Source organism: Bradyrhizobium sp. Gha (assembly GCF_900113735.1).
In the GTDB taxonomy this organism is placed as follows: Bacteria; Pseudomonadota; Alphaproteobacteria; order Rhizobiales; family Xanthobacteraceae; genus Bradyrhizobium.
Genome location: NZ_FOQM01000021.1, coordinates 78,754 through 103,458, shown reverse-complemented (window position 1 = coordinate 103,458; position 24,705 = coordinate 78,754). Strand labels below are relative to the sequence as shown.

Here is a 24,705-nt window from a genome sequence, read left to right as displayed (position 1 = left end):
AACTCCAAGTCTTCGCCAAACTACGCTTTGAGGTTATGGGTCCCGGCCTTCGCCGGGACGACCAAACTGATAGATCAAGCCACGCGTGGCACCGCGTCGAACCTGTTCACCACGATATCCCGTTTGGTCTCGTCCACGCGCACGGTCATGTCGAAGCGGCCGTCGTGCAGCTCCTTCACCAGCACCTCGGAATTGCGGTGCAGCCAGGAGATGCCGGCGCCGTCGGCGGCATCGATCGAGAGATCGAGCGTGGTGCGTTTGGCGGCGAGGCGTTCCTCGATCGCGGCGAGCAGCGCATCGATCCCCTCGCCTGACACGGCAGAGACCAGCATGGCCGGATGATCCTCGGGCCGGCGTGCCGCGATGTTCAGAAGTTCCTCGCGCTTGTCAGGCTCGTAGCGGTCGATCTTGTTCCAGACCTCGATGATGCGGCCGGAGTCGTCAGGGTTGATGCCGAGCTGGCGCAGCACGGCGTCGACGTCGCCCTGCTGGGCCTCGGCGTCCTCGTGCGAGATGTCGCGGACATGCAGGATGACATCGGCTTCCAGCACCTCCTCCAGCGTGGCGCGGAAGGCGGCGACGAGCTGCGTCGGCAAATTGGAGATGAAGCCGACGGTATCAGACAGCATCGCCTTGCCGCCATGCGGCAGTGTCAGCGCGCGCAGCGTCGGATCGAGCGTGGCGAACAACATGTCGGCGGCCTGCACGTCGGCGCGGGTCAGGCGGTTGAACAGCGTCGACTTGCCGGCATTGGTGTAGCCGACCAGCGCGACGACGCGATACGGCACGCGCTGGCGGCCGGCGCGATGCAGACGGCGCGTCGCCTGCACCTTCTTCAGCTCGCCCTCGAGCTTGGTGATGCGCTCCTGGATCAGGCGGCGGTCGGCTTCGATCTGCGTCTCGCCGGGACCGCCCATGAAACCGAAACCGCCGCGCTGGCGTTCCAGATGGGTCCATGATCGCACCAGGCGCGAGCGCTGGTAATTCAGATGCGCGAGCTCGACCTGGAGCGAGCCTTCCTTGGTCTTGGCGCGGCGGCCGAAGATTTCCAGGATGAGCCCGGTGCGGTCGAGCACCTTGGCATGCAATTCCTTCTCGAGATTGCGTTGCTGGATCGGCGCAAGCGCGCAATCCATCACCACGAGCTCGACGTCGAGACTCTTGGCGAGCGCGGCGATCTCCTCGACCTTACCCTTGCCGATATAGGTCGCGGGCCGGATCTGGCTGATCGGCGCGATGATGGCATCGGCGATGACGAGGTCGATCGCACGCGCGAGGCCGGCGGCTTCGTCGAGCCGCGCCTCGGCGTCACGTTGGACATGACTTTCCGATTGCGCGTCGGCACTTCCCGCGCGCGCGCGCAAATAGGGGCCGATGACAAGCACCCGCCCCGTCTGCTTAGCCCCTGCCGGCCGCGAACGGTCGGCATCCCCGTCGAAACTCCGGGGGTCCAATTAGATCACTCTCAAGCCGGCTGGTCCTCGCCGCCTTCGAACAGCTGGATCGGAGCGCCCGGCATGATGGTCGAGATCGCGTGCTTGTAGACGAGCTGCGAATGACCGTCGCGCCGAAGCAGCAAACAGAAATTGTCGAACCAGGTCACGATGCCCTGGAGCTTCACTCCGTTGACCAGGAAGATCGTCAGTGGCGTCTTGGTTTTGCGAACGTGATTAAGGAAGGTGTCCTGAAGGTTTTGTGCGCGGTCTGCCGCCATTGTTTTTTTCTCGCTTTGAGTTTCTTTTTATTGCGCCGGTCGCGGCCCCTGTTTTCAAAATTAGGCCTTCTTCCGGTTGCCGTTCCTCATGAGATCCCCCTCGGAGGAACAGCCGATTGATTAGAGGACAGGACGGCTTATTAGGCAAGCCGCTTCACGCGGCAGGCGACGTCCGTCTTCTCCGAAAAACTACGGAAATAGTTGTTTTTCCTCTGGTATCCCTAAGGTCCTGGCGCGACGTCGGGCATTAGCCGACGCCGAGTGCCTTCAATTTTCGGTGCAGCGCCGAACGTTCCATGCCAACAAACTCGGCCGTACGAGAAATATTTCCTGAGAAACGGCTGATCTGTGCAATCAAATAGTCGCGCTCGAAGACTTCGCGCGCCTCGCGCAGCGGCAGGCCCATGATGTGCTCGCCATTGTTGCTGGTCGGCATTGCCGGCACCATCGAGCCGACATCCTGCGGCAGCATGTCGGCGGTGATGATCACCTCCGGACCGCCGGCGGCTAGAATCATGACTCTCTCAACGTTGTTGCGGAGCTGACGCACATTGCCGGGCCAGACGTGCGATTGCAGCACCGCCATCGCGTCCTGCCCGATCTGCCGCCGGGGCAAACCGCTGCCGGCCGAGATCTGCTCCATGAAGTAGTCGATCAGTTCGGGGATATCCTCGCGCCGCTCCGAGAGTGCAGGCACGCGAATCGGCACCACCGAGAGCCGGTGATAGAGGTCCTCGCGGAAATGACCGGCCGCGATCTCCTCTTCGAGATTGCGCGCGGTGGACGAGATGATGCGCACGTCGACCTGCACCTTGGCGGTGCCGCCGACGCGCTGGAAGGACTGCTCGACCAGCACGCGCAGAATCTTGTTCTGGGTCTCGCGCGGCATGTCCGCGATCTCGTCGATGAACAGCGTGCCGCCATGGGCCTCTTCGAGCGCGCCGGGCTTGCGCGGATGTTCGCCGTTGGACTGCTCGACGCCGAACAGTTCATGCTCCATCCGCTCCGGCGTGATCGCCGCTGCGTTGATGACGACGAAGGGACCGTCGGCGCGGCCCGAAGCCATATGCAGCGTGCGTGCGGTCAATTCCTTGCCGGCGCCGGCGGGGCCGACGATCAGGATGCGGCTGTTGGCCTTCGCCGCGCGCTCGATGGTCTGGCGCAGCTGGTTCATGCTCGGCGAGCGGCCGACGAGCGAGCTGGCGCTGGGCGCGAGCTGCTTCAGCTCCTTGACCTCGCGCTTGAGCCGGGAGTTCTCCAGCGCGCGGTTGGCGACCAGGATCAGGCGGTCGGCCTTGAACGGCTTCTCGATGAAATCATAGGCCCCGCGCTTGATCGCGGCGACCGCGGTTTCGATGTTGCCGTGGCCGGAGATCATGACGACCGGAAGGTCGGCATTGTCCTTCTTGACCTGCTCCAGCAGCTGCAAGCCGTCGAGCTTGGAGCCCTGCAGCCAGATGTCGAGGAACACCAGGTGCGGCCGGCGGTTGGCGATCTCGGCGAGTGCCGAGTCGCTGTCGCGCGCGGTCCTTGTGACGAAACCCTCGTCTTCGAGAATGCCCGCGACGAGATCCCGAATATCGGCCTCATCATCGACAATCAGAATTTCACTTGCCATGGGTCGCGCCTGCCTTTTCAGCTGCCTGTCGAGGCTTCGATTTTCGTTGAATCATCATTGGTCTTTTCAGCCGGTTCTTTGGTTTCAGCCGCCGGCACTTTTGTTTCCTGCGTCGCGACGGGATCCGCAGCGGCTCGCCGGGTACGCGCCGCGGCCGCATCCTTGGCTGCCGGCGCATGCTCGGCCGCGCCCTGGGCCTTCCTGGCCTCGCCGGAGATCGCAAAGCGCATCCGCATCCACGCGCCACGCTGGCCCTCGCGAAAGTCGGAGGCATCCTTCAGCTCGATGCGGCCGCCATGGTCTTCCAGCACGCGACCGACGATCGCCAGGCCAAGGCCGGTGCCCTTGGCGCGCGTCGTCACATACGGCTCCAGCAGCCGCGAGCGCGCGACCTTGGGCAGGCCGATGCCGTTGTCGACGACGTCGATCAGCACGTCCTCGCCTTCGCGCGACACCACGACGTCGATGCGGCCCTTTCCGCCGTTTTTGCCGAGCTCCTCCGGCGGGACCTGCTCGATGGCCTCGGTGGCGTTCTTGACGATGTTGGTGACCGCCTGCGAGATCAGGCGGCGGTCGAACTGGGCGCGCAGCGGATCTTCTTTGAACTCGGCCTCGATATCGAGCTCGGGATGGGCGACCTTCATCAGGAACACGGCCTGCCGCACGGTATCGGCGACGTCCTCGCCTTCCATCACGGGCTTCGGCATCCGCGCAAAGCGCGAGAACTCGTCGACCATGCGCCTGATGTCGTCGACCTGGCGCACGATGGTGTCGGTGCACTGATCGAAGATCTGCTTGTCCTTCGCTTCGGTGATGTCCTTGCCGAACTTGCGGCGGATGCGTTCGGCCGAGAGCTGGATCGGCGTCAGCGGGTTCTTGATCTCGTGGGCGATGCGGCGCGCGACGTCGCCCCAGGCCGAGGTACGCTGCGCCGAAACCAGCTCGGTGATGTCGTCGAGCGTGATGATGTAGCTGTCGTGCGGCTGGTTCTTCTCGGCGCTGACACGAACCGACAGATTACGTTCCTGTCCGTCGCGCGTGATCGTGATCTGGCCCTGGACCAGGCGCTGGGTCCCTTCCCGCGCCGTCTGCATCATCTCCTCGAGCTCGGGCAGCACGTCGGAGAGCGGATGGCCGAGTGTCTCCGCCTCGGAGTCCCCGATCAGCTTCTCGGCGGAGCGGTTGAGAATGCCCACGCTGCCCGAGGTGTCGACGCCGATGATGCCGGCGCTTGCTGAGGACAGCACGGCCTCGATGAAGCGGCGGCGGCTGTCGATGAGATCGCTGGCGTTGACGAGCTCGTCGCGCTGGCTGCGCAATTCCTGCGTCATCTTGTTGAAGGTCTCGCCGAGTTGGGCGAGATCGCCCTCCGACTGATGCACCGGCACCTTCACATGGAGATCGCCGGTCGAGACGGTGTGGGCCGCGTTCATCAACCGCCGGATCGGCGACACCAGGGAGTTGGCGAAGTTCAGGCCGATCAACACGGAGGCCATCAGGATGGTCAGCGCGATCACCGCGAACATCAGCGCGAATGCGACCTGGATGCCGAGCCGGCGCGATTCGATCTGGGCGTATTCGGCGACGCTGAGCTCGGTCTGCTTCAGCTGGGCGACGACGTTCGGATCGAGCGGACGCGCGACGTAGAGGAAGGTGTCGCTGAAAGCGCGCAGGCGGATCACCGCGGCGACGTAACTCGCATCCGGGAGGACCGCGATCTCCGGCTCATTCTCGTTGACGTTACTGAGGAAATCAGGCGCCGGCGGCGAATAGGCCAGCCGCATGCCGGTGTCGGCGGATTCGAGGATGTTGGTGTCCTTGTCGATGATCATCGCGCCCGGCAAATTGCGCGAAGCGGCGCTCGACGTCAGCAATTCACGGAACGAGCGGCGATCCTGGTCGTAGAGGGGCCTGGCATGGGCGATATCGTTGGCCATGCCGATAATGTCGCCGCGGATCAACTGGGCGTGGTCCTGCATGTAGGCCCGCGCGATCGTCAGCGAGTTCTGGATGACTTCCTTGGTGGGACCCGAGAACAGCCGGTCGAGGCCGCGCTCGATCGTGACGTTGGCCACGACGGCGACCAGCACCGCGGGCAGCACGGCGACGATCGAGAACAGGCTGACGATCTGGACATGGAGGCGTGCCGCCGCTCGTCCCCGCCGCCGGGCCAGGATCAGCTGCCAGAGCTCGCGGACGATGATCCCGACCAGCAGCAGGATCGTGCCGGCATTGATGAGATAGAATGAGCGCACCACTTCCGGCGTCGGCTCGATGCTCGTCAGGCCGGTCAGGACCATGAACGTCAGGAACGCCGACAACAGCGCGAGCGCGACCGCAAACGGCGCCAGCCAGCGCCGCACCGACCAGCGCCGGGGCTCTTCCGCTGGGGCCGTGTCAAAGGATGCGGCTGAGGTATCTGCGCTGGTCATTCCGGCAATGGGTGCTGAAAACGGGGTCCGCGTGGCGGATACTGATGTATTCCTACCACATTGTTGCCGAATTGCGACAATTCCGCGGCGTGTTTCCCGCCATGGACGGGCGCATCCACAGGATGGCATTCTTGCGAGTTCACCCGGAACGGAATCGGCCCGCTCGGGCTTGACCCGGCATGGATCGAATATTTTTGGGCATCATGGCATCGGCCGTGCTGCTGCTGATTGTGGCCTCTGACCTCTTGGTCAACGGCCCCAGCAGGCAGGAGCAGACGGCGGAGTTCGCCAACATTCAGCCGGTCATGGCCCGCACGATCAGGTAGGTGCGACGCCAGGCCCGGCGGCCCACGGCAAAATTTCGATATTCCCGCGGAACATTTCAGCGCTGTCAGGACTTCTGCCCACCGCGTCAGCCACAAGGGCCAGCGCGATCCGGACAGGCTCAGCTCCGCTTTGGTAGGGGGAGCTGAGCCATTCGTGCGTTCCGAGAGCCTTAGCCCCCGCTCCTGTACACCTGGATATCGAGATCGCGGATCTTCTTTCGCAGCGTATTGCGGTTGAGGCCGAGCAGGTCGGCTGCGCGGATCTGGTTGCCGCGGGTGGCGGCCAGCGCGGCCGTCAGCAGCGGCACCTCGATCTCCTTGAGGATGCGGTGATAGAGGCCCGGCGGCGGCACGCCGTTCGGGAAGCCCTGGAAGTGCGACGAGAGATAGGCTTCCACCGCGCCGCCGAGATTGTCGACGCCCTGCTGGACCGCAGCCCCGGGGCTGACCGTGGGCGGCGCCAGTTCGCCGTCGATGACTGAGCCGGTGATCACGTCCTGCGGATAGAGGGCCGCGAGACGACGGGCGAGATTTTCCAGCTCGCGCACGTTGCCGGGCCAGCGGTGCTGCTTCATCCGCTCGAGCGCCAGCGCGTCGAGCTTCTTCGGCGGCAGGCCGTCCTTCTCCGCGAGCGCGAAGAAGTGCCGCACGAGATCCGGCAAGTCCTCGATGCGCTCGCGCAAGGGAGGCAGTCGCAGCGGCACGACGTTGAGGCGGAAGAACAGGTCTTCCCGGAACAGCCCCTGCTGGATCAGAACGCGCAGGTCCTTGTTGGAGGCTGCGACGATGCGCACGTCGGTCTTGATCGGGGTGCGGCCGCCGACCGTGGTGTATTCGCCCTGCTGCAGCACGCGCAGCAGGCGGGTCTGCGCCTCCATCGGCATGTCGCCGATTTCGTCGAGGAACAGCGTGCCGCCCTCGGCCTGCTCGAACCGGCCGGACGCGCGCGTGTTGGCGCCGGTGAAGGCGCCGCGCTCATGGCCGAACAATTCGGACTCGATCAGATCGCGCGGGATCGCCGCCATGTTGACCGCCACGAACGGCCCGTTGCGGCGCTTGCCGTAATCATGCAGCGCGCGCGCCACCAGTTCCTTGCCGGTACCGGACTCGCCCGTGATCATCACGGTGAGGTCGGTCTGCATCAGGCGTGCGAGCACGCGGTAGATTTCCTGCATCGCGGGCGAGCGGCCGACCAGCGGGATCGCCTCCATCTCGCCGTCCTCGTCGGCCGTTGCGACCCGCTCCTTCGGCTCCGCCAGCGCGCGGCCGACGATCGCGATCAGCTCCTTCAGGTCGAAGGGCTTGGGCAGATATTCATAGGCGCCGCGCTCGGAGGCGCGGATCGCCGTCATGAAGGTGTTTTGCGCGCTCATGACGATGACGGGCAAATTGGGCCGCATCTTCTTGATCCGCGGCAACAGGTCGAAGGCGTTTTCATCCGGCATCACCACGTCGGTGATGACGAGATCGCCCTCCCCCTGGCTGACCCAGCGCCACAGCGTCGCGGCGTTGCCGGTCAGCCTGACTTCGTACCCGGCCCGGGAAAGTGCCTGGTTGAGAACCGTGCGGATGGCGGTGTCGTCATCAGCTACGAGAATGCTACCTACGGGCATCGTTAATCCTCATCTTGCGCCCTGTGATGCAGACGACGACTTCCCGGCAGAGCCGTCGCGACTGCTGTGATCAGCGTGTTTGACCGATGTGGAATACATCGGCATCAGCACGCGAAAGGTGGTCTTGCGCGGCTGAGACTCGCATTCGATGATGCCCCCGTGATCGCCGACGATCTTGGCGACCAGCGCAAGACCGAGGCCGGAGCCGGTCTGCTTGGTGGTCACGAAGGGGTCGAACAGATTGGGCAGAAGATCGTCCGGCACGCCTGGTCCGTTGTCCCTCACGCAGAATTCCAGCGGCAGGGATACCCGGGTTTTTTGACCGGGGACTGACAGGCGCACGCCGGGGCGGAACGCGGTGGTGAGCTGGATCTCGGCATCGGGCACGTCGATCAGCGCTTCGGCGGCATTCTTCACCAGATTGAGGAACACCTGGATCAGTTGGTCCTGGTTCGCCAGCACCGGCGGCAGCGACGGATCGTAATCCTCGATGAAGCGGATGTTGCGGGCAAAGCCCGACTGCGCCAGCCGCTTCACGTGATCGAGCACGGAATGGATGTTGACGGCGCCGCGTACCACGGGCCGTTCGTCGCCGAACACCTCCATGCGGTCGACCAGCGTCACGATGCGGTCGGCCTCGTCGCAGATCAGCCGGGTCAGCATGCGGTCCTCGGTCGAGGCCTGCTGCTCCAGCAGCTGCGCTGCGCCGCGGATGCCCGAAAGCGGGTTCTTGATCTCGTGCGCGAGCATCGCGGCGAGCGCGATCACCGAGCGCGCGGCGCTGCGATGGGTGAGCTGGCGGTCCATCTTGTCGGCGATGGAGCGCTCCTGCAGCATCACCACGATATGGCCGGGCCGCTCGGTGAGCGGAGCCACATGGAGATCGACCTGGCGGTCGCCGCCCATGCGCGGCGTGCCCAAATCGACCTTGTATTCGTTGACCGGCACGTTCGACGAGCGCACCTGGTCGATCAGCGCCAGCAGCGGACTGCCGAACGGCACCAGCTCTTTGAGCGACTGCCGCTTCAGGAACTGCGTCGAGATCTCGAAGAAGGCTTCGGTCGCGATATTGGCGGCAACGATCTTGCCGTCCGGCCCGATCATCAGAACGGGATTGGGCAAGGCATCGAGGATTGCGTCACTGTCGGCTGGCTGGCGATGGTCGGCGGCTGAGGTCATGCAGCAGCGCTCCATGCGAAGTCGTCGAACGCATCCTGCAGCGACCGGTGGATGAGGCCAGCATCCTCCGAGGTCAGGATCTTCTGACGCCAGCCTTTCAACGTCTCGATCGGGGCGCCGCTCGCTTGCGCCGCGACATCGAGCGCCCAGCCGAGATGCTTTCGCGCATGCTTCAGGCCGACGCGCAGGCCGTAGAGTGCACAGATGCCCTCATAGAGCGTGCGGACGTAATGCAGCTGCGTCGCGAGCGACGGCGTGGCCTCAACGGCCCCGCCGTTCAGGCGTCGGCCGATCTCGCCGGGCAACCACGGTTGGCCCTGCGCGCCGCGGCCGATCATCACGGCGTCGGCGCCGGAGGCCTGGAGCGCCGCGCGCGCCTTCTCGTAAGTGGTGATGTCGCCGTTGACGACGAGCGGAATGGAGATCGCCTCGCGCACCGCGCGGATCGCCTCCCAATCGGCCTCGCCCTTGTAGAACTGGCAGCGGGTGCGGCCATGGACGGTGACGAGCTTGATGCCGGCAGCCTCGGCGCGCCGCGCTAGCTCTGGCGCGTTGCGGGTGCGGTCGTCCCAGCCGAGCCGCATCTTCAGCGTCACCGGCACCTTCACGGCTGATATCGTCGCCTCGATCAAGGTCACGGCATGATCGAGATCGCGCATCAGGGCCGAGCCCGACTGACCGCCGGTGACGTGGCGGGCGGGACAGCCCATGTTGATGTCGATAATGTCGGCGCCCTCGGCCTCGGCGATCCGGGCCCCCTCCGCCATCCAACGCGCCTCGCAGCCAGCGAGCTGGACCACATGCGGCCCAACGCCGGTCGCTTCGCAGCGCAACCGCGACATGCGGTGGCCTTTGGCCAATTCATCGCTGGCAGTCATTTCAGAGACGACGAGACCCGCTCCCAGCTCGGCGGCGAGCTTGCGAACGGGTGAATCGGTTACGCCCGACATCGGTGCCAGGAAAACCGGGGTTGCGACATCGATGTCGCCTATTTTCAACGGCTTAGAGCCTGATCCTGCCGAGCCGGTCACAGTGGTCCCGTTACGTAGGCAGGGCCTCATCGCGCTGCCATGGCTTATCTTGCGCACAATTCTTGTGCAGTCAAGCATCATGCCTACAGTTTAGACAGTTCTCTAGATCTTTCAAGTGCAGTGCAGCAATGCGGTTTCCCACAATCCAGGGAAACCCCTTTTTTTGCGGGCCTGCCGTGCTAGAGGCATGCCTCAATCACCCCAGGCACGACAACAGTCGAATATTCGAGTCCCATGGCGAAATCACAGCGCACTGCAGTCGTTCTTGTCGCGGCCGGACGTGGTCTGCGCGCAGGCGCCGGTGGCCCCAAGCAATATCGCGAAATCGGCGGCGTGCCCGTCATCTACCGCGCCATGGAAGCCTTCAGCACCCACCCTGACGTCTTCGCCGTGCAGCCGGTGGTGAACCCCGACGACAGCGCCATGTTCACGGCGGCGGTCGCAGGCCTCAAGCACGAGGCGCCGGCCAGTGGCGGCGCGACACGCCAGGCTTCGGTGCTGTCAGGCCTCGAAGCTCTCGCAAAACACGAGCCCGACATCGTCCTGATCCACGACGCCGCGCGTCCCTTCGTCTCTTCTGGCGTGATCTCGCGCGCGATCGAGGCGGCAAGCCGCACCGGCGCTGCCATTCCGGTTGTCCCCGTCACCGATACCATCAAAGTCACGAGTGCGAACGGCGATGTCGAGGACACGCCTGATAGGGCACGCTTGCGAATCGCGCAGACGCCGCAATCCTTTCGTTTCGATGTCATCCTCGAAGCGCATCGTCGCGCGGCCAAGGACGGGCGCTCAGATTTCACCGACGACGCCGCGATCGCCGAATGGGCGGGATTGACGGTTGCGACCTTTGAAGGCGATGTTGCCAACATGAAGCTCACCACTCCCGAAGATTTCGTGCGCGAGGAAGCGCGCCTGGCCACCCTCCTCGGCGATATCAGGACCGGCACCGGCTATGACGTGCACGCCTTCGGCGAAGGCGACCACCTCATGCTCTGCGGCGTGCGCGTGCCGCATACCAAGGGTTTTCTTGCCCATTCCGACGGCGATGTCGGCCTGCATGCGCTGGTCGATGCCATCCTGGGCGCGCTTGCCGACGGCGACATCGGCTCGCACTTCCCGCCGAGCGATGCGAAGTGGAAGGGCGCCTCCTCCGACCAGTTCCTGAAATACGCCATCGAGCGCGTGACGGCGCGCGGCGGCCGCATCGCCAATCTCGAAGTCACGATGATCTGCGAGCGGCCGAAGATCGGCCCGTTGCGCGACGTCATGCGCGCGCGCATCGCCGAGATATCAGGCGTCGACATCTCCCGCGTGGCTGTGAAGGCGACGACCAGCGAGCGGCTCGGCTTCACCGGTCGCGAGGAAGGCATCGCGGCCACCGCGAGCGCCACGATCCGCCTTCCATTTAACGACAAGACTTGGAGCGCGTGAGGTCATGGGCGGCAGCGACGCACGCGCCCTCTCCCGCTCGCTGCTCGATCTGTGCCGGATGCGCAAGCTGACGATCGCGACCGCCGAGTCCTGCACCGGCGGCCTCGTCGCCGGCGCGCTGACCGACATCCCCGGTTCGTCTGACGTGATCGATCGCGGCTTCGTCACTTATTCCAACGACGCCAAGCGCGCGATGCTCGGGGTCGAGGCCTCAACGCTCACCAATTTCGGCGCCGTCAGCAAGGAAACCGCAACCGCGATGGCAGTCGGCGCGCTCGAGCGGGCCGATGTCGATCTCGCGGTTGCCATCACCGGCATTGCCGGCCCCGGCGGTGCTACCCCCGGCAAGCCGGTCGGCCTCGTCCATTTCGCCGCCGCCGCGCGCGACGGCCGCATCATCCATCGCGAGCAGCGTTTTGGCGCGATCGGCCGCACCGCCGTGCGCCAACGCTCGGTGGTCGAAGCGCTGCGCATGCTGATGGAGCTTGCCCGAGGCCCGCAAGCCGCGGCCAAGCCGCGCCGCGCCGCTGCAGCGACGAGGCTGCGTCCTCGCGCGACGCGCTCACCGCGACGACATGCCGTGACGCGCAGACCGCCGCGCTCGCCGCGGGGGTGAGCGCTCTCCAAGCTTCGCAAGCGAGTGAGTACTGCGCTCGCGCCCAACGCGGACCCTAGGACGACGCCAGCTTCGGCCGGCCGTAGATCGCGTCGGCGCGTTTTTCGAACGCCGTGGAAAACCGCGCGAAGGCTGCGTCGAACATCGAGCCCATGAGCATCGCCAGCATGCGGCTCTTGAATTCGTAGGCAAGGAAGAAACCGACGTCGCAGACGTCGTCCCCCCTGGGCTCGAACGTCCAGCGGTTTTCGAGCTTGCTGAACGGACCCTGGAGATATTCGACCTGGATTTTCAAATTCGCGCGGTCGAGCGTCACGCGGCTGGTGAACGATTCCTTGACCAGCTTGAACGACACCGTCATGTCGGCAACCAGCACCTCGGAACCATCAGGCTTGGCCACGCGCTGGCGTATCTTCAGCGCGCTGCACAGCGGTACGAATTCCGGGTAGCGCTCGACGTCGGCGACCAGATCGAACATCTTGGATGCGCTGTGATTGACACGGCGCTTGCTCGAAAATTTTGGCATCGCAGTTCAGCGGGCGTTAGCTGCCCGCGCAGCCTTCAGTCTCGCAAAGTCCTCGCCGGCGTGGTGCGACGAACGGGTCAGCGGGCTCGCCGACACCATCAGGAAGCCCTTGGTGTAGGCGACCTTTTCGTAAGAGCTGAACTCGTCCGGCGGCACGTAGCGCATCACGGCGTGATGCTTGCGGGTCGGCTGGAGATATTGCCCGATGGTCAGGAAATCGACGTCGGCCGAGCGCAGATCGTCCATCACCTGCTGCACCTCGTGGCGCTCCTCGCCGAGGCCGACCATGATGCCTGACTTGGTGAAGATGCCGGGATCGAGCTCCTTGACCCGCTGCAGCAGCCGGATCGAGTGGAAGTAGCGCGCGCCCGGCCGCACCGTCAGGTAACGCGACGGCACCGTCTCGAGATTGTGGTTGAAGACGTCGGGCCGCGCCGCGACGACGATTTCGAGCGCGCCCTCCTTGCGCAAAAAGTCCGGCGTCAGGATCTCGATCGTGGTCGAGGGGCACGCGGCCCGAATCGCGCGGATGGTCTGGGCAAAGTGCCCGGCGCCGCCATCGGCGAGATCGTCGCGATCAACGGAGGTGATGACGACGTGCGCGAGGCCGAGCTTGGCCACGGCCTCAGCGACATTCTGCGGCTCGGCCGCATCCAGCGCATTGGGTAGTCCGGTCTTGACGTTGCAGAAGGCGCAGGCACGGGTGCAGGTGTCACCCATGATCATGAAGGTCGCGTGCTTCTTGTCCCAGCACTCGCCGATGTTCGGACAGCCCGCCTCCTCGCACACCGTGTGCAGGCCGTTGGCGCGCACGATGTTGCGAGTGTCGGCATAGCCGCGGGTGTTGGGCGCGCGCACGCGAATCCAGTCCGGCTTCGGCGGCGAAGCGGAATCAGGTCGATTCACCTTTTCGGGGTGTCGCGGGCGCAGCGGGTTCGTGATGGTATCGACAATAACGACCATGATCCGTCCGGTCTGTTCAGGTCCTACCTAGTCGGTCTGGCTGCCTGCCGCAACCCGGCTCGCGCCGCTTCAGGGAACATGGCAGATATGGGCAATATCCTGCTCTGTTCTCAGGCGATTCTCACCTCGAATGGCTCCAGTCTCGAACACTTCCACACCACGGCTGGGCAAGCTCCTGAAGCGGTCCTTTTTCGACCGCGATGTCCGCGAGGTCGCGCCCGATCTGATCGGCGCGACCATGCTGGTCGACGGTGTCGGCGGCATCATCGTGGAGGTGGAGGCCTATCATCATACCGAGCCGGCTGCGCACTCCTACAACGGCCCGACGCCGCGGAACCAGATCATGTTCGGTCCACCCGGCTTTGCCTATGTCTACCGTTCCTACGGCATCCACTGGTGCGTGAACTTCGTCTGCGAGCGGGCCGGGTCGGCCGCCGCCGTCTTGATCCGCGCGCTGGAGCCGACGCATGGGATCACGGCGATGCGCCGCCGTCGCCATCTCCAGGACGTGCACGCATTGTGCTCGGGCCCAGGCAAGCTGACAGAGGCGCTCGGCATCACGATTGCGCACAACACCCTGCCCCTGGACCGCCCACCGATCGCACTGCATGCACGAACCGAGCACGTCGAGGTCGCGACCGGCATCCGCATCGGCATCACCAAGGCTGTCGAGCTGCCCTGGCGCTATGGCGTCAGGGGGTCGAAATTCTTGAGCAAGCCGTTTCCGAAGTAGTTGTCGTTCCGGGGCGATTCGTAGCAGCGAACCCGGAACCTCGAGCTTCCGGGTTTCGGCTCTTCGAGCCGCTCGGAATGGCGCGACATCACGACGCCTGCTTCAGCCGCTCCAGCGCTTCGAGCAGCTTGGCCTTGCGGGCCAGCGCCGCCTCGCGCTTTTCGCGCTCCTCCTCGACGACCTCCTCGGCCGCGTTCGCGACGAACTTTTCGTTCGCGAGCTTCGATTCGGCACGCTTGATGTCGGCCTCGGCCTTGCCGATTTCCTTGTCGAGCCGCGTACGCTCGGCGGCAATGTCGATGACGCCCTTGAGCGGCAGCGCCGCCACCTCGCCGCGGACGAGCAACTGAACGGCTCCGTCAGGCGCACGATCCGCGAAGGAGATATCCGACAGCCGCGCCATGCGCTTGATGACGTCGGTCCAGCGCGGCGCACGTTCCCTGGTCTCGGCCGAGGCCCCCGCGAGCACCAGTGCAGTCAGCGTCGCCGGCGCAATGTTCATCTCCGCGCGCACCGAGCGGATCTGCGTGACGAGGTCGATGACCCAGCCGATCTCGGCTTCCGCCTTGGGATCGGTGAAGTCGGCATGATCGAAGATCGGCATCACGAACGCAGGCGTGATCAACGGATCAGTCGGTCCGGCCGCAGCCGCGAGCATCGCGAGCTGCTCCGGCGTCGGCCCGGATGGCTTCAGCGGCCAGGGCGCCAGTGCGAGCAGGCCGTCGCGCTTGGCCGTGACCTCCCACAGCTCTTCCGTGATGAAGGGCATGAAGGGATGCAACAGCTTCAAAATCTCGTCCCGTGCCCAGGCGACCATGGCGCGGGTCTCATCCTTGGCCGGACTGTCGGGGCCGAGCAGCACGGGCTTGGCGAGCTCGACATACCAGTCGCAATAGACGTTCCAGACGAAGCGGTAGATGCTGCCCGCGGCATCGTTGAAGCGATAGGCCTCGATGGCCTCGGTCACCTCGCGCGTGGTGTGGGCGCTCTCATGAGCGATCCAGCGATTCAGCGTTTCCTTCGCCTTGGCCGGCTCGAACCCCTCGGGCACCGCGCAGTGGTTCATCTCCGCGAAGCGCGAGGCGTTCCACAGCTTGGTCGCGAAATTGCGGTAGCCCTCGACGCGGCTGGTGGCGAGCTTGATGTCGCGTCCCTGCGCCGCCATTGCGGCCAGCGTAAAGCGCAGCGCGTCCGCGCCATATTCGTCGATCAGGTGGAGCGGATCGATGACATTGCCCTTCGACTTCGACATCTTGGCGCCCTTCTCGTCGCGGACGAGGGCGTGGATGTAGATCGTCGAGAACGGCACCTCCTTCATGAAGTGCAGGCCCATCATCATCATCCGGGCGACCCAGAAGAAGATGATGTCGAAGCCGGTCACCAGCGCGTTGGTCGGGTAGTAGCGCTGCACTTCGGGCGCGTCTTCGGGCCAGCCGAGGGTCGAGAACGGCCACAGCGCCGAGGAGAACCAGGTGTCGAGCACGTCCTCGTCGCGCGTGATGAAGCCCTCGCGCTTGTTGCGATCGAGCGCCATCTCGCGGCCCTGCTCGACCGTGATGACGTCCTGCTCGACGTAATAGCCGAGCGCGTGGCTGACGGCCTCTTCCTCGGTCTCCGCGACGAACACCTTGCCGTCAGGACCGTACCACGCCGGGATCTGGTGCCCCCACCACAGCTGGCGCGAGATGCACCAGGGCTGGATGTTCTCCATCCACTCGAAATAGGTCTTTTCCCAGTTCTTCGGGACGAACGACGTCTCGCCCGAACGTACCGCCGCGATCGCCGGTTTTGCCAGGGTCTTGGCGTCGACGTACCACTGGTCGGTCAGATACGGCTCGATCACGCTGTTGGAGCGGTCGCCATGCGGCACCATGTGGGTGTGCGGCTCGATTCGCTCGACGAAGCCGAACGATTCCAGCCGCTCGACGATGCGCTTGCGCGCCACGAAGCGGTCGACCTTGTTGAACTCCTCGGCGAATTGCAATGCGCCTTCCGGCAGGCCGCGCAGGTACTCCTCGTTGTCGAGGAGATCGAGGCAACCTTCCTTGTCGAGCACGCTGATGCGGCGCAGGCCGTGGCGATTGCCGACCTCGAAATCGTTGAAGTCGTGCGCCGGCGTCACCTTCACTGCGCCCGAGCCCTTCTCGGGATCGGAATATTCGTCCGCGACGATCTTGATCTTGCGGCCGACCAGCGGCAGCACAACGTTCTTGCCGACCAGCTTCCGATAGCGTTCGTCCTCGGGATGCACGGCGACGCCGGTATCGCCGAGCATGGTCTCGGGACGCGTCGTCGCAACCACGATAAAGGTCGTGGGATCCTCGGGGTTGAAGGTCTTGCCTTCGATCGGATAGCGCAGATACCAGAGGTGACCCTTCACCTCGGTCTGCTGCACTTCGAGATCGGAGATCGCGGTCAAGAGCTTGGTGTCCCAGTTCACCAGGCGCTTGTCCTTGTAGATCAAGCCATCGCGATGCAGCTCGACGAACACCTTGACCACGGCCTTCGACAGGCCCTCGTCCATGGTGAAGCGCTCACGGGACCAGTCGCAGGAGGCGCCGAGGCGCTTGAGCTGGTTGATGATGGTGTCGCCGCTCTCGGCCTTCCACTCCCAGACTCGCTCCAGAAACTTCTCGCGGCCCATCTCGCGGCGGCCAGGCTGCTGGCGCTCCATCAGCTGGCGCTCGACCACCATCTGGGTGGCGATGCCGGCATGGTCGGTACCGGGCTGCCACAGCACGTCGCGGCCCCGCATCCGCTCGAAACGGCACAGGATGTCCTGGAGCGTGTTGTTGAGGGCGTGACCCATATGCAGCGAGCCCGTCACGTTCGGCGGCGGGATCACGATGGTGAAGGGCACTGCGTCGCGGCGGTCGGGACGGCCGGCCTTGAAGGCAAGGCTGTCCTCCCACACCACGGACATGCGGGCTTCGATATCGGCGGGCTGGTAGTTTTTCTCGATCATGGGGCTGCTAGAAAGCCGCGCGCGGGGTTCAAGTCAACGGAAAGCTCAGCGGCAAAAGGGCTTTCCGGCCCGACCGGCAGGTCAAATATGATACAGGAGCAGGGCTTTATCGGGGCCGTGCGGCTTGCCTCAGCGCCCCCCGCGCGAGACGCGCTCGATTTCGGCCTTCACGATGCGTTCGACCAGGCCCGGCAGATTGTCGTCGAGCCAGGATTTCAGCATCGGACGCAGCATCTCCTTGACCAGATCCTCCAGCGTCCGCGCATTGCTGCTGAGCACGGTGTGGGCCAACGAGTTGAAGGCGGATTCGACGGCCGAGACAGTCGACTGAGCCAGAATCGGCTGCTGCGGCGGCAGCGGCGGCGGGTTGAAATCCACCGGCGCATAGGATGGCGCAGGTGTCGGACGCGGCGGCGGCGCCTCCGCGAATTCGAGATCATCGCGCGGCTCGACCTTGTGGAAGCTCGGCGGCGGCGGCGCTGGTGTCGGCTCCGGGTCCATCGCCATATCGTCGGTCAATTCGAGCACGTCGGGTTCAGGTTCGGGCTCGGGTTCCGGCGCGCGGATCTCGGGCGCCGCGGTGGCCGTATCGAGCCCGGCCAGCAGCGCGTCGATATCGTCCTGGCTGTTGGCGCCGGACTCCGCTGCGGGTGGAGGTGGTGGTGCCGGCGCAGGTTTTGCGGCCGGCGGTGGCGCGGGCTTTTCAGCGGCAGGTTTTGCGGGTGCGATCTTGGATGGTGGAACGTCAGCCATCGCCTGCGGCTTTGCTGCGGGCGCAGCCGCCGAAGGCTTTGCTGCCTCTGCTGGCGGCGGCTTGGCCTCATCATCGGCAATGATGCGCCGGATCGAGGCCAGAATCTCCTCCATGGAGGGTTCTGTGACCTTTGCAGGCTGCGTCATCTCCGACTCCACATCATCAACGCCTTCGCATGCGTTGTTTAACACCAAGCACGACAGGATTGGCCTGTTCCGGACGTGTGCCACGACATTTTCGTCGCGACAGCCAGACTTGTCCCCAGATCACGGCTCAACGTGAGGCGGTGCGCCCCTGCCCCGCCACTTAAGCATCACTCACGCAACACCGAATGCAGGCGAATCGACCCGCAGCTTCAAAGCAAGGCTATGTCAGGGATTTTGATGATTGCAAGCAAAGCGCCGGTCAGCCTCGTCTGTTTGCGAGGCCGACCGGAGAACTCGGCAATCAGCGTCCGTCAGGCGTGCGCACGCCGGCCCAGCTGTCGCGGACCTGCTGGTAGTGCACGCTCGGGTCGTAGACCGTGGTGTTGAGACCGAGCACCTGCGGTGCAAGGCGGCCGACGGCGGCAAGCACGTTGTAGGATGCAACGACCCGGTCGTGCTGTGCAGTAACCAGCGCGACGCGCGCGTTGACCAGCGCCTGCTGCGCATTGAGCACGTCGAGCGTCGTGCGCTGACCGGCCTTTGCTTCTTCGCGCACGCCGTTCAGCGCGATCTCGGACGCGGTGACCTGGGCCTGCGCCGACTGCACCTGCGCCTTGCCCGCCTGCAGCTGACCCCACGCCGTCACCACGTTGGCGCGGGTCTGGTCGCGGGTGGTTTCGAGGTTGAGACGCTGCTGCGCCAGATTTTCCTTGGACTGGCGGATCAACGAATATTCCGCACCGCCCTGATAGATCGGCGCATTGATCGAGGCGACCGCCGAGGCGCCGAACGAGCGGAAGATCGTCATGGTCTGCTCGTAGGACTGGGTCGCCGCGACCTGGAAGTTGATCGTCGGCAGCAGCGCACCCTCGTTGATCTTCACCTGAAGGTAGTTGACGTCGATGCCGTACATTCCGGCGGTGACGTTCGGATTCTCGACCAGGCTCAGGCTGACCGCGGACGCGAGCGTGCCCGGCAGATAACGGTCGACAGGCGCGCCCGGCGCGAGGTTGCTCGGCTCGTTGCCGATGATGCGCCGGAAGTTGGAGCGGGTCGTGGTCAGGTTCGATTCGGCGGTCAACGCCTGGGTATTGCCGGCTGCCAACTGCGCCTCGGATTGCGCGACGTCGGTACGGGTCACCTCACCCACGTTGAAGCGGTCGCGCGTCTGCTTCAGCGTCTGCTCGAGCACGCGCACGTTGCTGCGCTGGACTTCCAAGGTCGCGGAATCGCGCAGATAGTCCATGTAGACCGTGGCGGCCTGCAGCAGAACGGTCTGCTCCAGCACGCGCAACGCTTCACGCGCACCGGAGACCTGGCTCTCGGCGGCACGGGTCCGGTTGGCAGTCTGATTGCCGTTGTACAGGTTCTGCGTCGCCGTCACACCGACGCTGCGCGGCGCGTTGGCGCCGTGGATTTCGGTCCGCACGATCGCAGTCGGCGATCCACCGGCCGTGGTGTTCGTATCCGTGTATTGATAGCCAGCGCTCGCCGTGACAGCGACCTTGGGGCGATAGCCGGAAAGCGCCTGCGGCACGTTCTCGTCGGTCGATCGCACCTGCGCGCGCTGCGCGTTGAGCTGCGGATTGTTCTGATAGGCGCGCACCAGAGCTGCCTCGATCGTATCCGCCAACGCAGGCACCGGTCCGGCTAACGCCGTCAGGAGGACCGAAACCGCTGCTCCGGTGAAAAGCTTCACCCCATGCATCCCTGAAATCCGTTCATTCTCACGCCAGGCCCGTGCCCGCGAACCTGGTTACCGTATCGAGTGGACTCGTGGCCCCCGTCGCAACATAGGACGGGGTCAAGCGCGACGGAACTACCTCAGGGTAGTTCTCAGCGGAAACTCTTCACGTGCAGCATCCCGGCCACACTTCTGATTCGGAACGGGATTTTAACGGGGTTTCGGCCGTCAGAAGACGAACGCGGCAGCCCGTTCCAGCCCGGGAAGCACCGGGGCTGCGGCGTCGAACAGGGGCCGGTAGCCGAATTCGCCGTGGGAGCGCGTCACAATCATGGCGCGCGACGGCCGGGATTCGGCCGAGACACCCACCAGGCGTCCCCCCTCCTTGAGCTGGCCGAACAGCCCATCCGGCGTCACCTCGGTGGCGCCGTTGAGGACGATCACGTCATAGGGCGCGGCAGATGGGTCGCCCTCGGCGCATGGCGCGGCCTTGCAAGTCACGTTGGTGAGGCCGCTCGCGGCAAGCGCATCCGTGGCTTTTGCCACCAGCGCCGAATCGCATTCCGTTGCAGTGACGTGGCGCGCAAGCTTGGCGGTCAGCGCGGCGAGGTAGCCGGTGGCACAACCGACGACCAGCACGTTGTCGCCCTCGCCGATCTCGGCGGCCTGGAGCAACTTGCCGATCAGCTGCGGCTTGAGCAGATAGCGCTTGGAAGCGCCCTCGCCGACGTCGAGATCGAGGTCGAGATAGGCCAGGGCCTGGCGGCTCGCCGGCACAAACGCCTCGCGGGGAACCGTGAGCATGGCATCGAGAATGCGGCGATCGGTGACATCATTGGTGCGCACCTGGCCATCGACCATTTTTTGGCGCGCGGTCGAAAAACCGGACATTTGCGGAACCCTGCATGGCGGACGATGCCGCGGGAATGAATTGGCGGCATCTTTGGAACAGGCACCGCGAAAACGCAACACGTCCGTTGGCCCGCCAGCCAACGGCCAGGCAACGCACTCATCGGAGATGATTAGGCTATTCGATCGCGACGGCAAGCCGCCCGATCAGGGCCGCCACTTCGCCCAGCCGTGCCGAATCGGGCGTCTCGACCGCCCGGGCGAGACACGCCAGGCATTCGTCGTCGCTCAACTCGGGGATATCGGCCGGTCGAATCGAGGGGGCCTGATGGGCGCGGTCGATCTCGATGTCGGGCATGGGAATCAGCTCCATAAGAGGCCGGCCATGCCAAGCTTGATTTGAATTAAGTCGATTTGGTGCTGCCCACGCGGCGATCGTGCTGCCGCCGCACACATCCGCTCGACGATTCTGTGCTGGCTTCCCGCGCGAGAACGTTGAGAGAACGATCGAGCAACATTCCGCGCAGCACCAGCGGCGATCGCAACCTCTTGAATATGAAGCGGAATTTGGCTCCCCGGGCTGGATTCGAACCAGCGACCATCCGATTAACAGTCGGATGCTCTACCGCTGAGCTACCGAGGAAAAGGCGAACCGTTCGTTCGCGCGCGGCTGCGTATAACAAAGCCGGTTGCGCTTGCAAAGGACGAATTCGTGATCACTCGCAAAGCATCGAGGAAGGACCTACCGGGCCCTCCTCGGGCCTACGTCGGGGGCGGGCTACTCGGCGCGAATGTTCCAGATTCAGGACGAGGTGGGGAGTTCTCCTGCTATAAATCGCAAATTCGGTAAATCGGTATATTTTCGCGCTACGATTGATCCGCGGATTGGGTGTTTCGTGCGTCAGGCAGCGCAAGGGATGGTGTTTTATATTGGACTGGGCCATCAATCCTGACGGGACTGTCCCCGACGGGGTGGTCCGAGACCGGAAACCATCGATGACTCGTCCGCAACCGGCGACCAGCTCTCGCGCTCGAGCCGCTCGACCGCCTTGGGCGATCGCGGCCGAGGCCGCCCGAGGGCTGGCGTTGGCACTGCTGTTCTGCCTGACCTGGTCCGCGGCTCAAGCCGAGACTGCCAAGCTCCGGGTGGCGACCCGAATAGTGCCGCCCATGGTCGTCGAGAAGAACGGCACGCTGAGCGGCTTCAGTATCGAGCTCTGGAACAGCATCGGCCAACGACTGAACCGCGAGACCGAATACCTCGTGTTGCCCGATGTGAGCGAATTGCTTGACGCCGTGGGAAGTGGACGGGCCGATCTCGCCATCGCGGCCATCTCGATCACGTCGGAGCGGGAGGACAAATTCGACTTCTCTCTGCCGATCATGAACTCGGGTTTGCAAATTCTGGTGCGTGGCACGGCCGTCAATGTCGAAGCCAATCCGTTGCGCGAGTTGATGCAACTGTTCGTCTCACGGACCCTGCTGGTGTGGCTCGGCATTGCGCTTCTGCTGATCCTCGTGCCGGCTCATCTGATGTTCCTGGTCGAGCGAACGCATCACAGCGGAATCATTCCAACCCGGAAATATTTCCCGGGAATCTTCCATGCGATGTTTTGGGCTGCGGGCACGTTGGCCACTCAGGCCGACCAGATGCCCCGGCACTGGATGGCGCGGATAGTCGCCGTGCTGTGGATGTTCACCGGCGTGGTCTTCGTCGCCTTCTATACGGCGCAGCTGACCGCTTCACTCACGGTCCAGCAGATCAGGGGCCCGATCAACGGTCCGCAGGATCTCGTCGGCAAGACCGTCGGCACGACCCGAGGAAGCACGGCGACAGCCTATCTGAACGAGGTCAGTGCTCACATGGTCGAGTTCGAGAAAGTCGACGACCTCTATAATGCCCTGTTGAAGCAACAGGTCGACGCGGTCGTGTTCGATGCACCCGCCCTGCTCTACTACACGACCCACGACGGCCAGAGTTCGGCACGGATCGTAGGCGAGGTGTTTCACAGGGAAGATTACGGCATCGTCTTTCCGACCGGCAGTCCGTTGCGCAAGCAGGTCAACGAAGCACTTCTGGGGCTGCGCGAGCGCGACATCTACCAGCGGATCTACGAGGAGTGGTTCGGCAAGCGCTAGACGGTCGGCCGAAACCACGACGCCGCAGCTCTGCCGAACAAAGCTGGTTTCGCCGCAAGACGATGCACGCCGTGAATCCGGCAGATATGATCAGCTGATTTGTCCGATCTGCGCCCGGTACCCGCCGCTCAACAGCTTGTCCGCAGCATATCCACAGCCGCGTTCGGATGAATTTGCGCTGACGATGCAAAGCACTTGCTGCGCACAAATCCACAGGGACTGCTCAACCGCCGGCCTGGTCGAACACGGCGCGGCAAGCTTCGCTTAAGCTCGAGCGGTTGCGCCGCAGACAGGCCGTGATGGCACGCACGTTCGGGATTTCGCCGGCGCAGAGCCGGTAGACGTCGGGGGTGCAAGCCCGCCGCTGCTCCGGCGTGCCCTGCTGTGCCTGGGCGGTGCTGGCAAACAGTGTCAGGAACAGCCCAACGGTCGAGGCACGACGCGCCCGGCTTCTCACACCTGCAGACCGCAAAAACCTCGCCTTCATGACCAGTCTCCCGTGTGTCCTGACCGCCGGGCCCGCGTTGGCCGGTATGGCAGAGGTAGTAGGAACAAATTGCGGGCGATGTGATCTCTTTCACACTCGCCGCTACCTGGAGGCCCCTAGAGTTCCCGTGGGACTCGCGCGTTTCTTGGGGATCTTTCAGAAATCGCTAACCAAAACGGGCCTGATGGTCTGTTCGTTAAAATGCGAACGATCGGCTCAATCGGGACACAAGCCGGCTTTGCGACAGTGCGCCATCCGCGTTCCGGAGGGTGTGATGAGCGAAGCCGAATTCAACTTGATGCTGGATGCAGTGCGCGACGCCATGATTCATGAAGATTTTGCGCCCGCGCCGGAGGAGGACTTGGTGCCCCGTTCGTGGAGCTTCGACGCGATGCTCAAGAAAACTCTCAAAGCCGCGAACGACAATGAGGGCGCCTGGCCTTTGCTGCCCTTTCCGGAAGGCTGGTACGCCGCCCGCTGAGGCCTACCGTCAAGCGCGACGGCCCGCGGGGTTGCCTAAACCGCTGATCCCCTATATTGCTCCGCCCTCGTTGAGGCCACGTGGCGGAGTGGTTACGCAACGGTCTGCAAAACCGTGTACACCAGTTCAATTCTGGTCGTGGCCTCCATCACAACTCCCTGATATCCCGTCATAAAGTCAACCGTTGCGGCGCCGGCGGAACTCTGCCGCGCGGGTCCTGCCACCGGGTTTACCCCGCGCCGGCGGGGGCTCAAGCCTTCTTGCTGCGGCGGAAATCGCGCCGACGGCCTTTCGGCGCGGGCTTCGGCGCCAGTTCCGGCATCTCGGCCTGAACCTCGCGGTAGCGTGTCAACAGCCGCTCGAAGCTCGCGTTCAGCGTCGCGGCGATATCGGGGCGTCGCTCGAGCCCGGCCAGCAACGTCGCCGCCGCCTCGATGGTCGACAATCCGTCCTTGCGTGGCTCGCGACGCAGGCGACCGTAGCGCGACGGGTGCGCCGGATTGAGGATCACGCGCTGGCATTTCAGCATCCATGGATTGCGCCACCACAGCGCCTTGGCCTGGCTCCAGGTGCCGTCGAGCAGCACCACGCCTTCGAGCTTTCCCAGGATGGCGCGCTGGTTGTCCGCGACCTCGCCCTTGCGGTTGAGCGCGATGATCTCGCCATCGACATCAAGGTCGGCCGCGCGGGCCGAGCCGAGATAGAGCACGGCCCAGTGCGAGGCGTTCTCGATCGGATGCCCGAGCGCCTTGGACAGGCTCGGCCAGGACAGGCCGACCCGCACGGTGGCGTCCTCAAAATGCTTCGCCAGCAGCCGCGCGGTGCCGAGCGCCCTGTCCTGCTCCTGCGGATGCTGCAGGATCAGGAGCGAGAGCTTGCTTTCGATCGGCGTGACACTGTCGCAGATGCAGAGCGGCATCGGCTTCTGGCAGTGCGGGCACTCGGGGACAGGCTCGGCCACTATGGCCGCAGTTTCAGCTGGGTTCGACATCGTCGCCGCTATACGCTTCGTGCGCCG

General features: G+C 64.5%; 22 protein-coding genes and 2 tRNA genes. 7 read left to right on the top strand and 17 right to left on the bottom strand.

Annotated features, from left to right (window positions below; all coding sequences use genetic code 11):
• Positions 1 to 74 precede the first annotated feature (74 nt).
• The 4 genes from hflX to BM222_RS23810 all read right to left on the bottom strand — a co-directional run bounded on the left by hflX (position 75) and on the right by BM222_RS23810 (position 5,764).
• Entirely contained in the window at positions 75 to 1,454 is a 1,380-nt protein-coding gene (hflX, locus tag BM222_RS23825; protein ID WP_177243416.1) for a GTPase HflX, read from the bottom strand.
• 11 nt (positions 1,455 to 1,465) lie between these two features.
• A complete protein-coding gene (gene hfq / locus BM222_RS23820) occupies positions 1,466 to 1,714 on the bottom strand; it encodes an RNA chaperone Hfq (protein ID WP_007591126.1) in 249 nt (82 codons plus the stop codon).
• 247 nt (positions 1,715 to 1,961) lie between these two features.
• Positions 1,962 to 3,332, bottom strand: a complete 1,371-nt coding sequence (ntrX, locus tag BM222_RS23815) for a nitrogen assimilation response regulator NtrX (protein ID WP_092232971.1) — start codon at positions 3,330 to 3,332, stop codon at positions 1,962 to 1,964.
• Positions 3,333 to 3,349: 17 nt separating this feature from the next.
• Complete coding sequence (locus BM222_RS23810; RefSeq protein WP_092232970.1) at positions 3,350 to 5,764, bottom strand: sensor histidine kinase; 2,415 nt, start codon at positions 5,762 to 5,764, stop codon at positions 3,350 to 3,352.
• Positions 5,765 to 5,943: 179 nt separating this feature from the next.
• Here BM222_RS23810 and BM222_RS42210 point away from each other — a divergent pair, with 179 nt between their 5' ends.
• Positions 5,944 to 6,090: a hypothetical protein gene (locus tag BM222_RS42210; RefSeq protein ID WP_244547220.1), complete on the top strand. Its 147-nt coding sequence runs from the start codon at positions 5,944 to 5,946 to the stop codon at positions 6,088 to 6,090.
• Positions 6,091 to 6,260: 170 nt separating this feature from the next.
• On the opposite strand, the gene ntrC is transcribed toward BM222_RS42210, so the two are convergent.
• Genes ntrC through dusB form a run of 3 tightly spaced genes read right to left on the bottom strand, consistent with a single transcriptional unit; the run spans position 6,261 to position 9,880 of the window.
• Positions 6,261 to 7,703 (bottom strand): nitrogen regulation protein NR(I), encoded by a 1,443-nt coding sequence (gene ntrC, locus BM222_RS23800; protein ID WP_092232967.1) that lies wholly within the window; start codon positions 7,701 to 7,703, stop codon positions 6,261 to 6,263.
• Positions 7,704 to 7,712: 9 nt separating this feature from the next.
• Positions 7,713 to 8,882: a two-component system sensor histidine kinase NtrB gene (locus BM222_RS23795; protein ID WP_092233086.1), complete on the bottom strand. Its 1,170-nt coding sequence runs from the start codon at positions 8,880 to 8,882 to the stop codon at positions 7,713 to 7,715.
• Positions 8,879 to 9,880 carry a tRNA dihydrouridine synthase DusB gene (gene dusB / locus BM222_RS23790; RefSeq protein WP_244547219.1) on the bottom strand — a complete coding sequence of 334 codons (1,002 nt, stop codon included), beginning with the start codon at positions 9,878 to 9,880 and terminating at the stop codon, positions 8,879 to 8,881. The genes BM222_RS23795 and dusB overlap by 4 nt, the downstream gene beginning before the upstream one ends.
• 267 nt (positions 9,881 to 10,147) lie before the next feature.
• On the opposite strand from dusB, the gene BM222_RS23785 reads away from it, so the two are divergent.
• The gene (locus BM222_RS23785; protein ID WP_092232961.1) at positions 10,148 to 11,344 is read left to right on the top strand and encodes a bifunctional 2-C-methyl-D-erythritol 4-phosphate cytidylyltransferase/2-C-methyl-D-erythritol 2,4-cyclodiphosphate synthase; all 1,197 of its coding nucleotides are present in this window, start codon (positions 10,148 to 10,150) and stop codon (positions 11,342 to 11,344) included.
• 4 nt (positions 11,345 to 11,348) lie between these two features.
• On the top strand, positions 11,349 to 11,960 hold the full coding sequence (locus tag BM222_RS23780) for a CinA family protein (RefSeq protein WP_092232958.1): 612 nt from the start codon (positions 11,349 to 11,351) through the stop codon (positions 11,958 to 11,960).
• Positions 11,961 to 12,015: 55 nt separating this feature from the next.
• Here the strand turns inward: BM222_RS23780 and BM222_RS23775 are convergent, their stop codons facing one another.
• A complete protein-coding gene (locus tag BM222_RS23775) occupies positions 12,016 to 12,486 on the bottom strand; it encodes a type II toxin-antitoxin system RatA family toxin (RefSeq protein ID WP_092232955.1) in 471 nt (156 codons plus the stop codon).
• Positions 12,487 to 12,492: 6 nt separating this feature from the next.
• Positions 12,493 to 13,449, bottom strand: coding sequence for a lipoyl synthase (lipA, locus tag BM222_RS23770; RefSeq protein WP_092232952.1), 957 nt, complete (start codon positions 13,447 to 13,449; stop codon positions 12,493 to 12,495).
• A gap of 130 nt (positions 13,450 to 13,579) precedes the next feature.
• Here lipA and BM222_RS23765 point away from each other — a divergent pair, with 130 nt between their 5' ends.
• Positions 13,580 to 14,182 (top strand): DNA-3-methyladenine glycosylase, encoded by a 603-nt coding sequence (locus BM222_RS23765; RefSeq protein WP_092232949.1) that lies wholly within the window; start codon positions 13,580 to 13,582, stop codon positions 14,180 to 14,182.
• 88 nt (positions 14,183 to 14,270) lie between these two features.
• On the opposite strand, the gene BM222_RS23760 is transcribed toward BM222_RS23765, so the two are convergent.
• From BM222_RS23760 to BM222_RS23735, 6 genes are all read right to left on the bottom strand, one after another.
• Complete coding sequence (locus BM222_RS23760) at positions 14,271 to 17,147, bottom strand: valine--tRNA ligase (protein ID WP_092232946.1); 2,877 nt, start codon at positions 17,145 to 17,147, stop codon at positions 14,271 to 14,273.
• 129 nt (positions 17,148 to 17,276) lie between these two features.
• Positions 17,277 to 18,047, bottom strand: a complete 771-nt coding sequence (locus BM222_RS23755; RefSeq protein ID WP_177243414.1) for a PopZ family protein — start codon at positions 18,045 to 18,047, stop codon at positions 17,277 to 17,279.
• Between the two features lie 301 nt (positions 18,048 to 18,348).
• Entirely contained in the window at positions 18,349 to 19,755 is a 1,407-nt protein-coding gene (locus tag BM222_RS23750; protein ID WP_092232940.1) for a TolC family outer membrane protein, read from the bottom strand.
• 204 nt (positions 19,756 to 19,959) lie between these two features.
• Complete coding sequence (locus BM222_RS23745; protein WP_092232937.1) at positions 19,960 to 20,622, bottom strand: protein-L-isoaspartate O-methyltransferase family protein; 663 nt, start codon at positions 20,620 to 20,622, stop codon at positions 19,960 to 19,962.
• A gap of 136 nt (positions 20,623 to 20,758) precedes the next feature.
• A complete protein-coding gene (locus BM222_RS23740; RefSeq protein WP_092233083.1) occupies positions 20,759 to 20,938 on the bottom strand; it encodes a hypothetical protein in 180 nt (59 codons plus the stop codon).
• A 210-nt stretch (positions 20,939 to 21,148) separates the two neighbouring features.
• Positions 21,149 to 21,223: transfer RNA gene (locus tag BM222_RS23735), tRNA-Asn, on the bottom strand.
• A 353-nt stretch (positions 21,224 to 21,576) separates the two neighbouring features.
• Between BM222_RS23735 and BM222_RS23730 the strand changes: the two genes are divergently transcribed.
• On the top strand, positions 21,577 to 22,719 hold the full coding sequence (locus BM222_RS23730) for a transporter substrate-binding domain-containing protein (RefSeq protein ID WP_092232934.1): 1,143 nt from the start codon (positions 21,577 to 21,579) through the stop codon (positions 22,717 to 22,719).
• A 223-nt stretch (positions 22,720 to 22,942) separates the two neighbouring features.
• On the opposite strand, the gene BM222_RS23725 is transcribed toward BM222_RS23730, so the two are convergent.
• Positions 22,943 to 23,206: a hypothetical protein gene (locus tag BM222_RS23725; protein ID WP_092232931.1), complete on the bottom strand. Its 264-nt coding sequence runs from the start codon at positions 23,204 to 23,206 to the stop codon at positions 22,943 to 22,945.
• A gap of 274 nt (positions 23,207 to 23,480) precedes the next feature.
• Between BM222_RS23725 and BM222_RS23720 the strand changes: the two genes are divergently transcribed.
• Positions 23,481 to 23,687: a hypothetical protein gene (locus tag BM222_RS23720; protein ID WP_092232928.1), complete on the top strand. Its 207-nt coding sequence runs from the start codon at positions 23,481 to 23,483 to the stop codon at positions 23,685 to 23,687.
• A gap of 74 nt (positions 23,688 to 23,761) precedes the next feature.
• Positions 23,762 to 23,835 (top strand) — tRNA-Cys (locus tag BM222_RS23715).
• Between the two features lie 102 nt (positions 23,836 to 23,937).
• On the opposite strand, the gene BM222_RS23710 is transcribed toward BM222_RS23715, so the two are convergent.
• A complete protein-coding gene (locus BM222_RS23710) occupies positions 23,938 to 24,678 on the bottom strand; it encodes a tRNA-uridine aminocarboxypropyltransferase (RefSeq protein ID WP_092232925.1) in 741 nt (246 codons plus the stop codon).
• Positions 24,679 to 24,705: the final 27 nt, after the last annotated feature.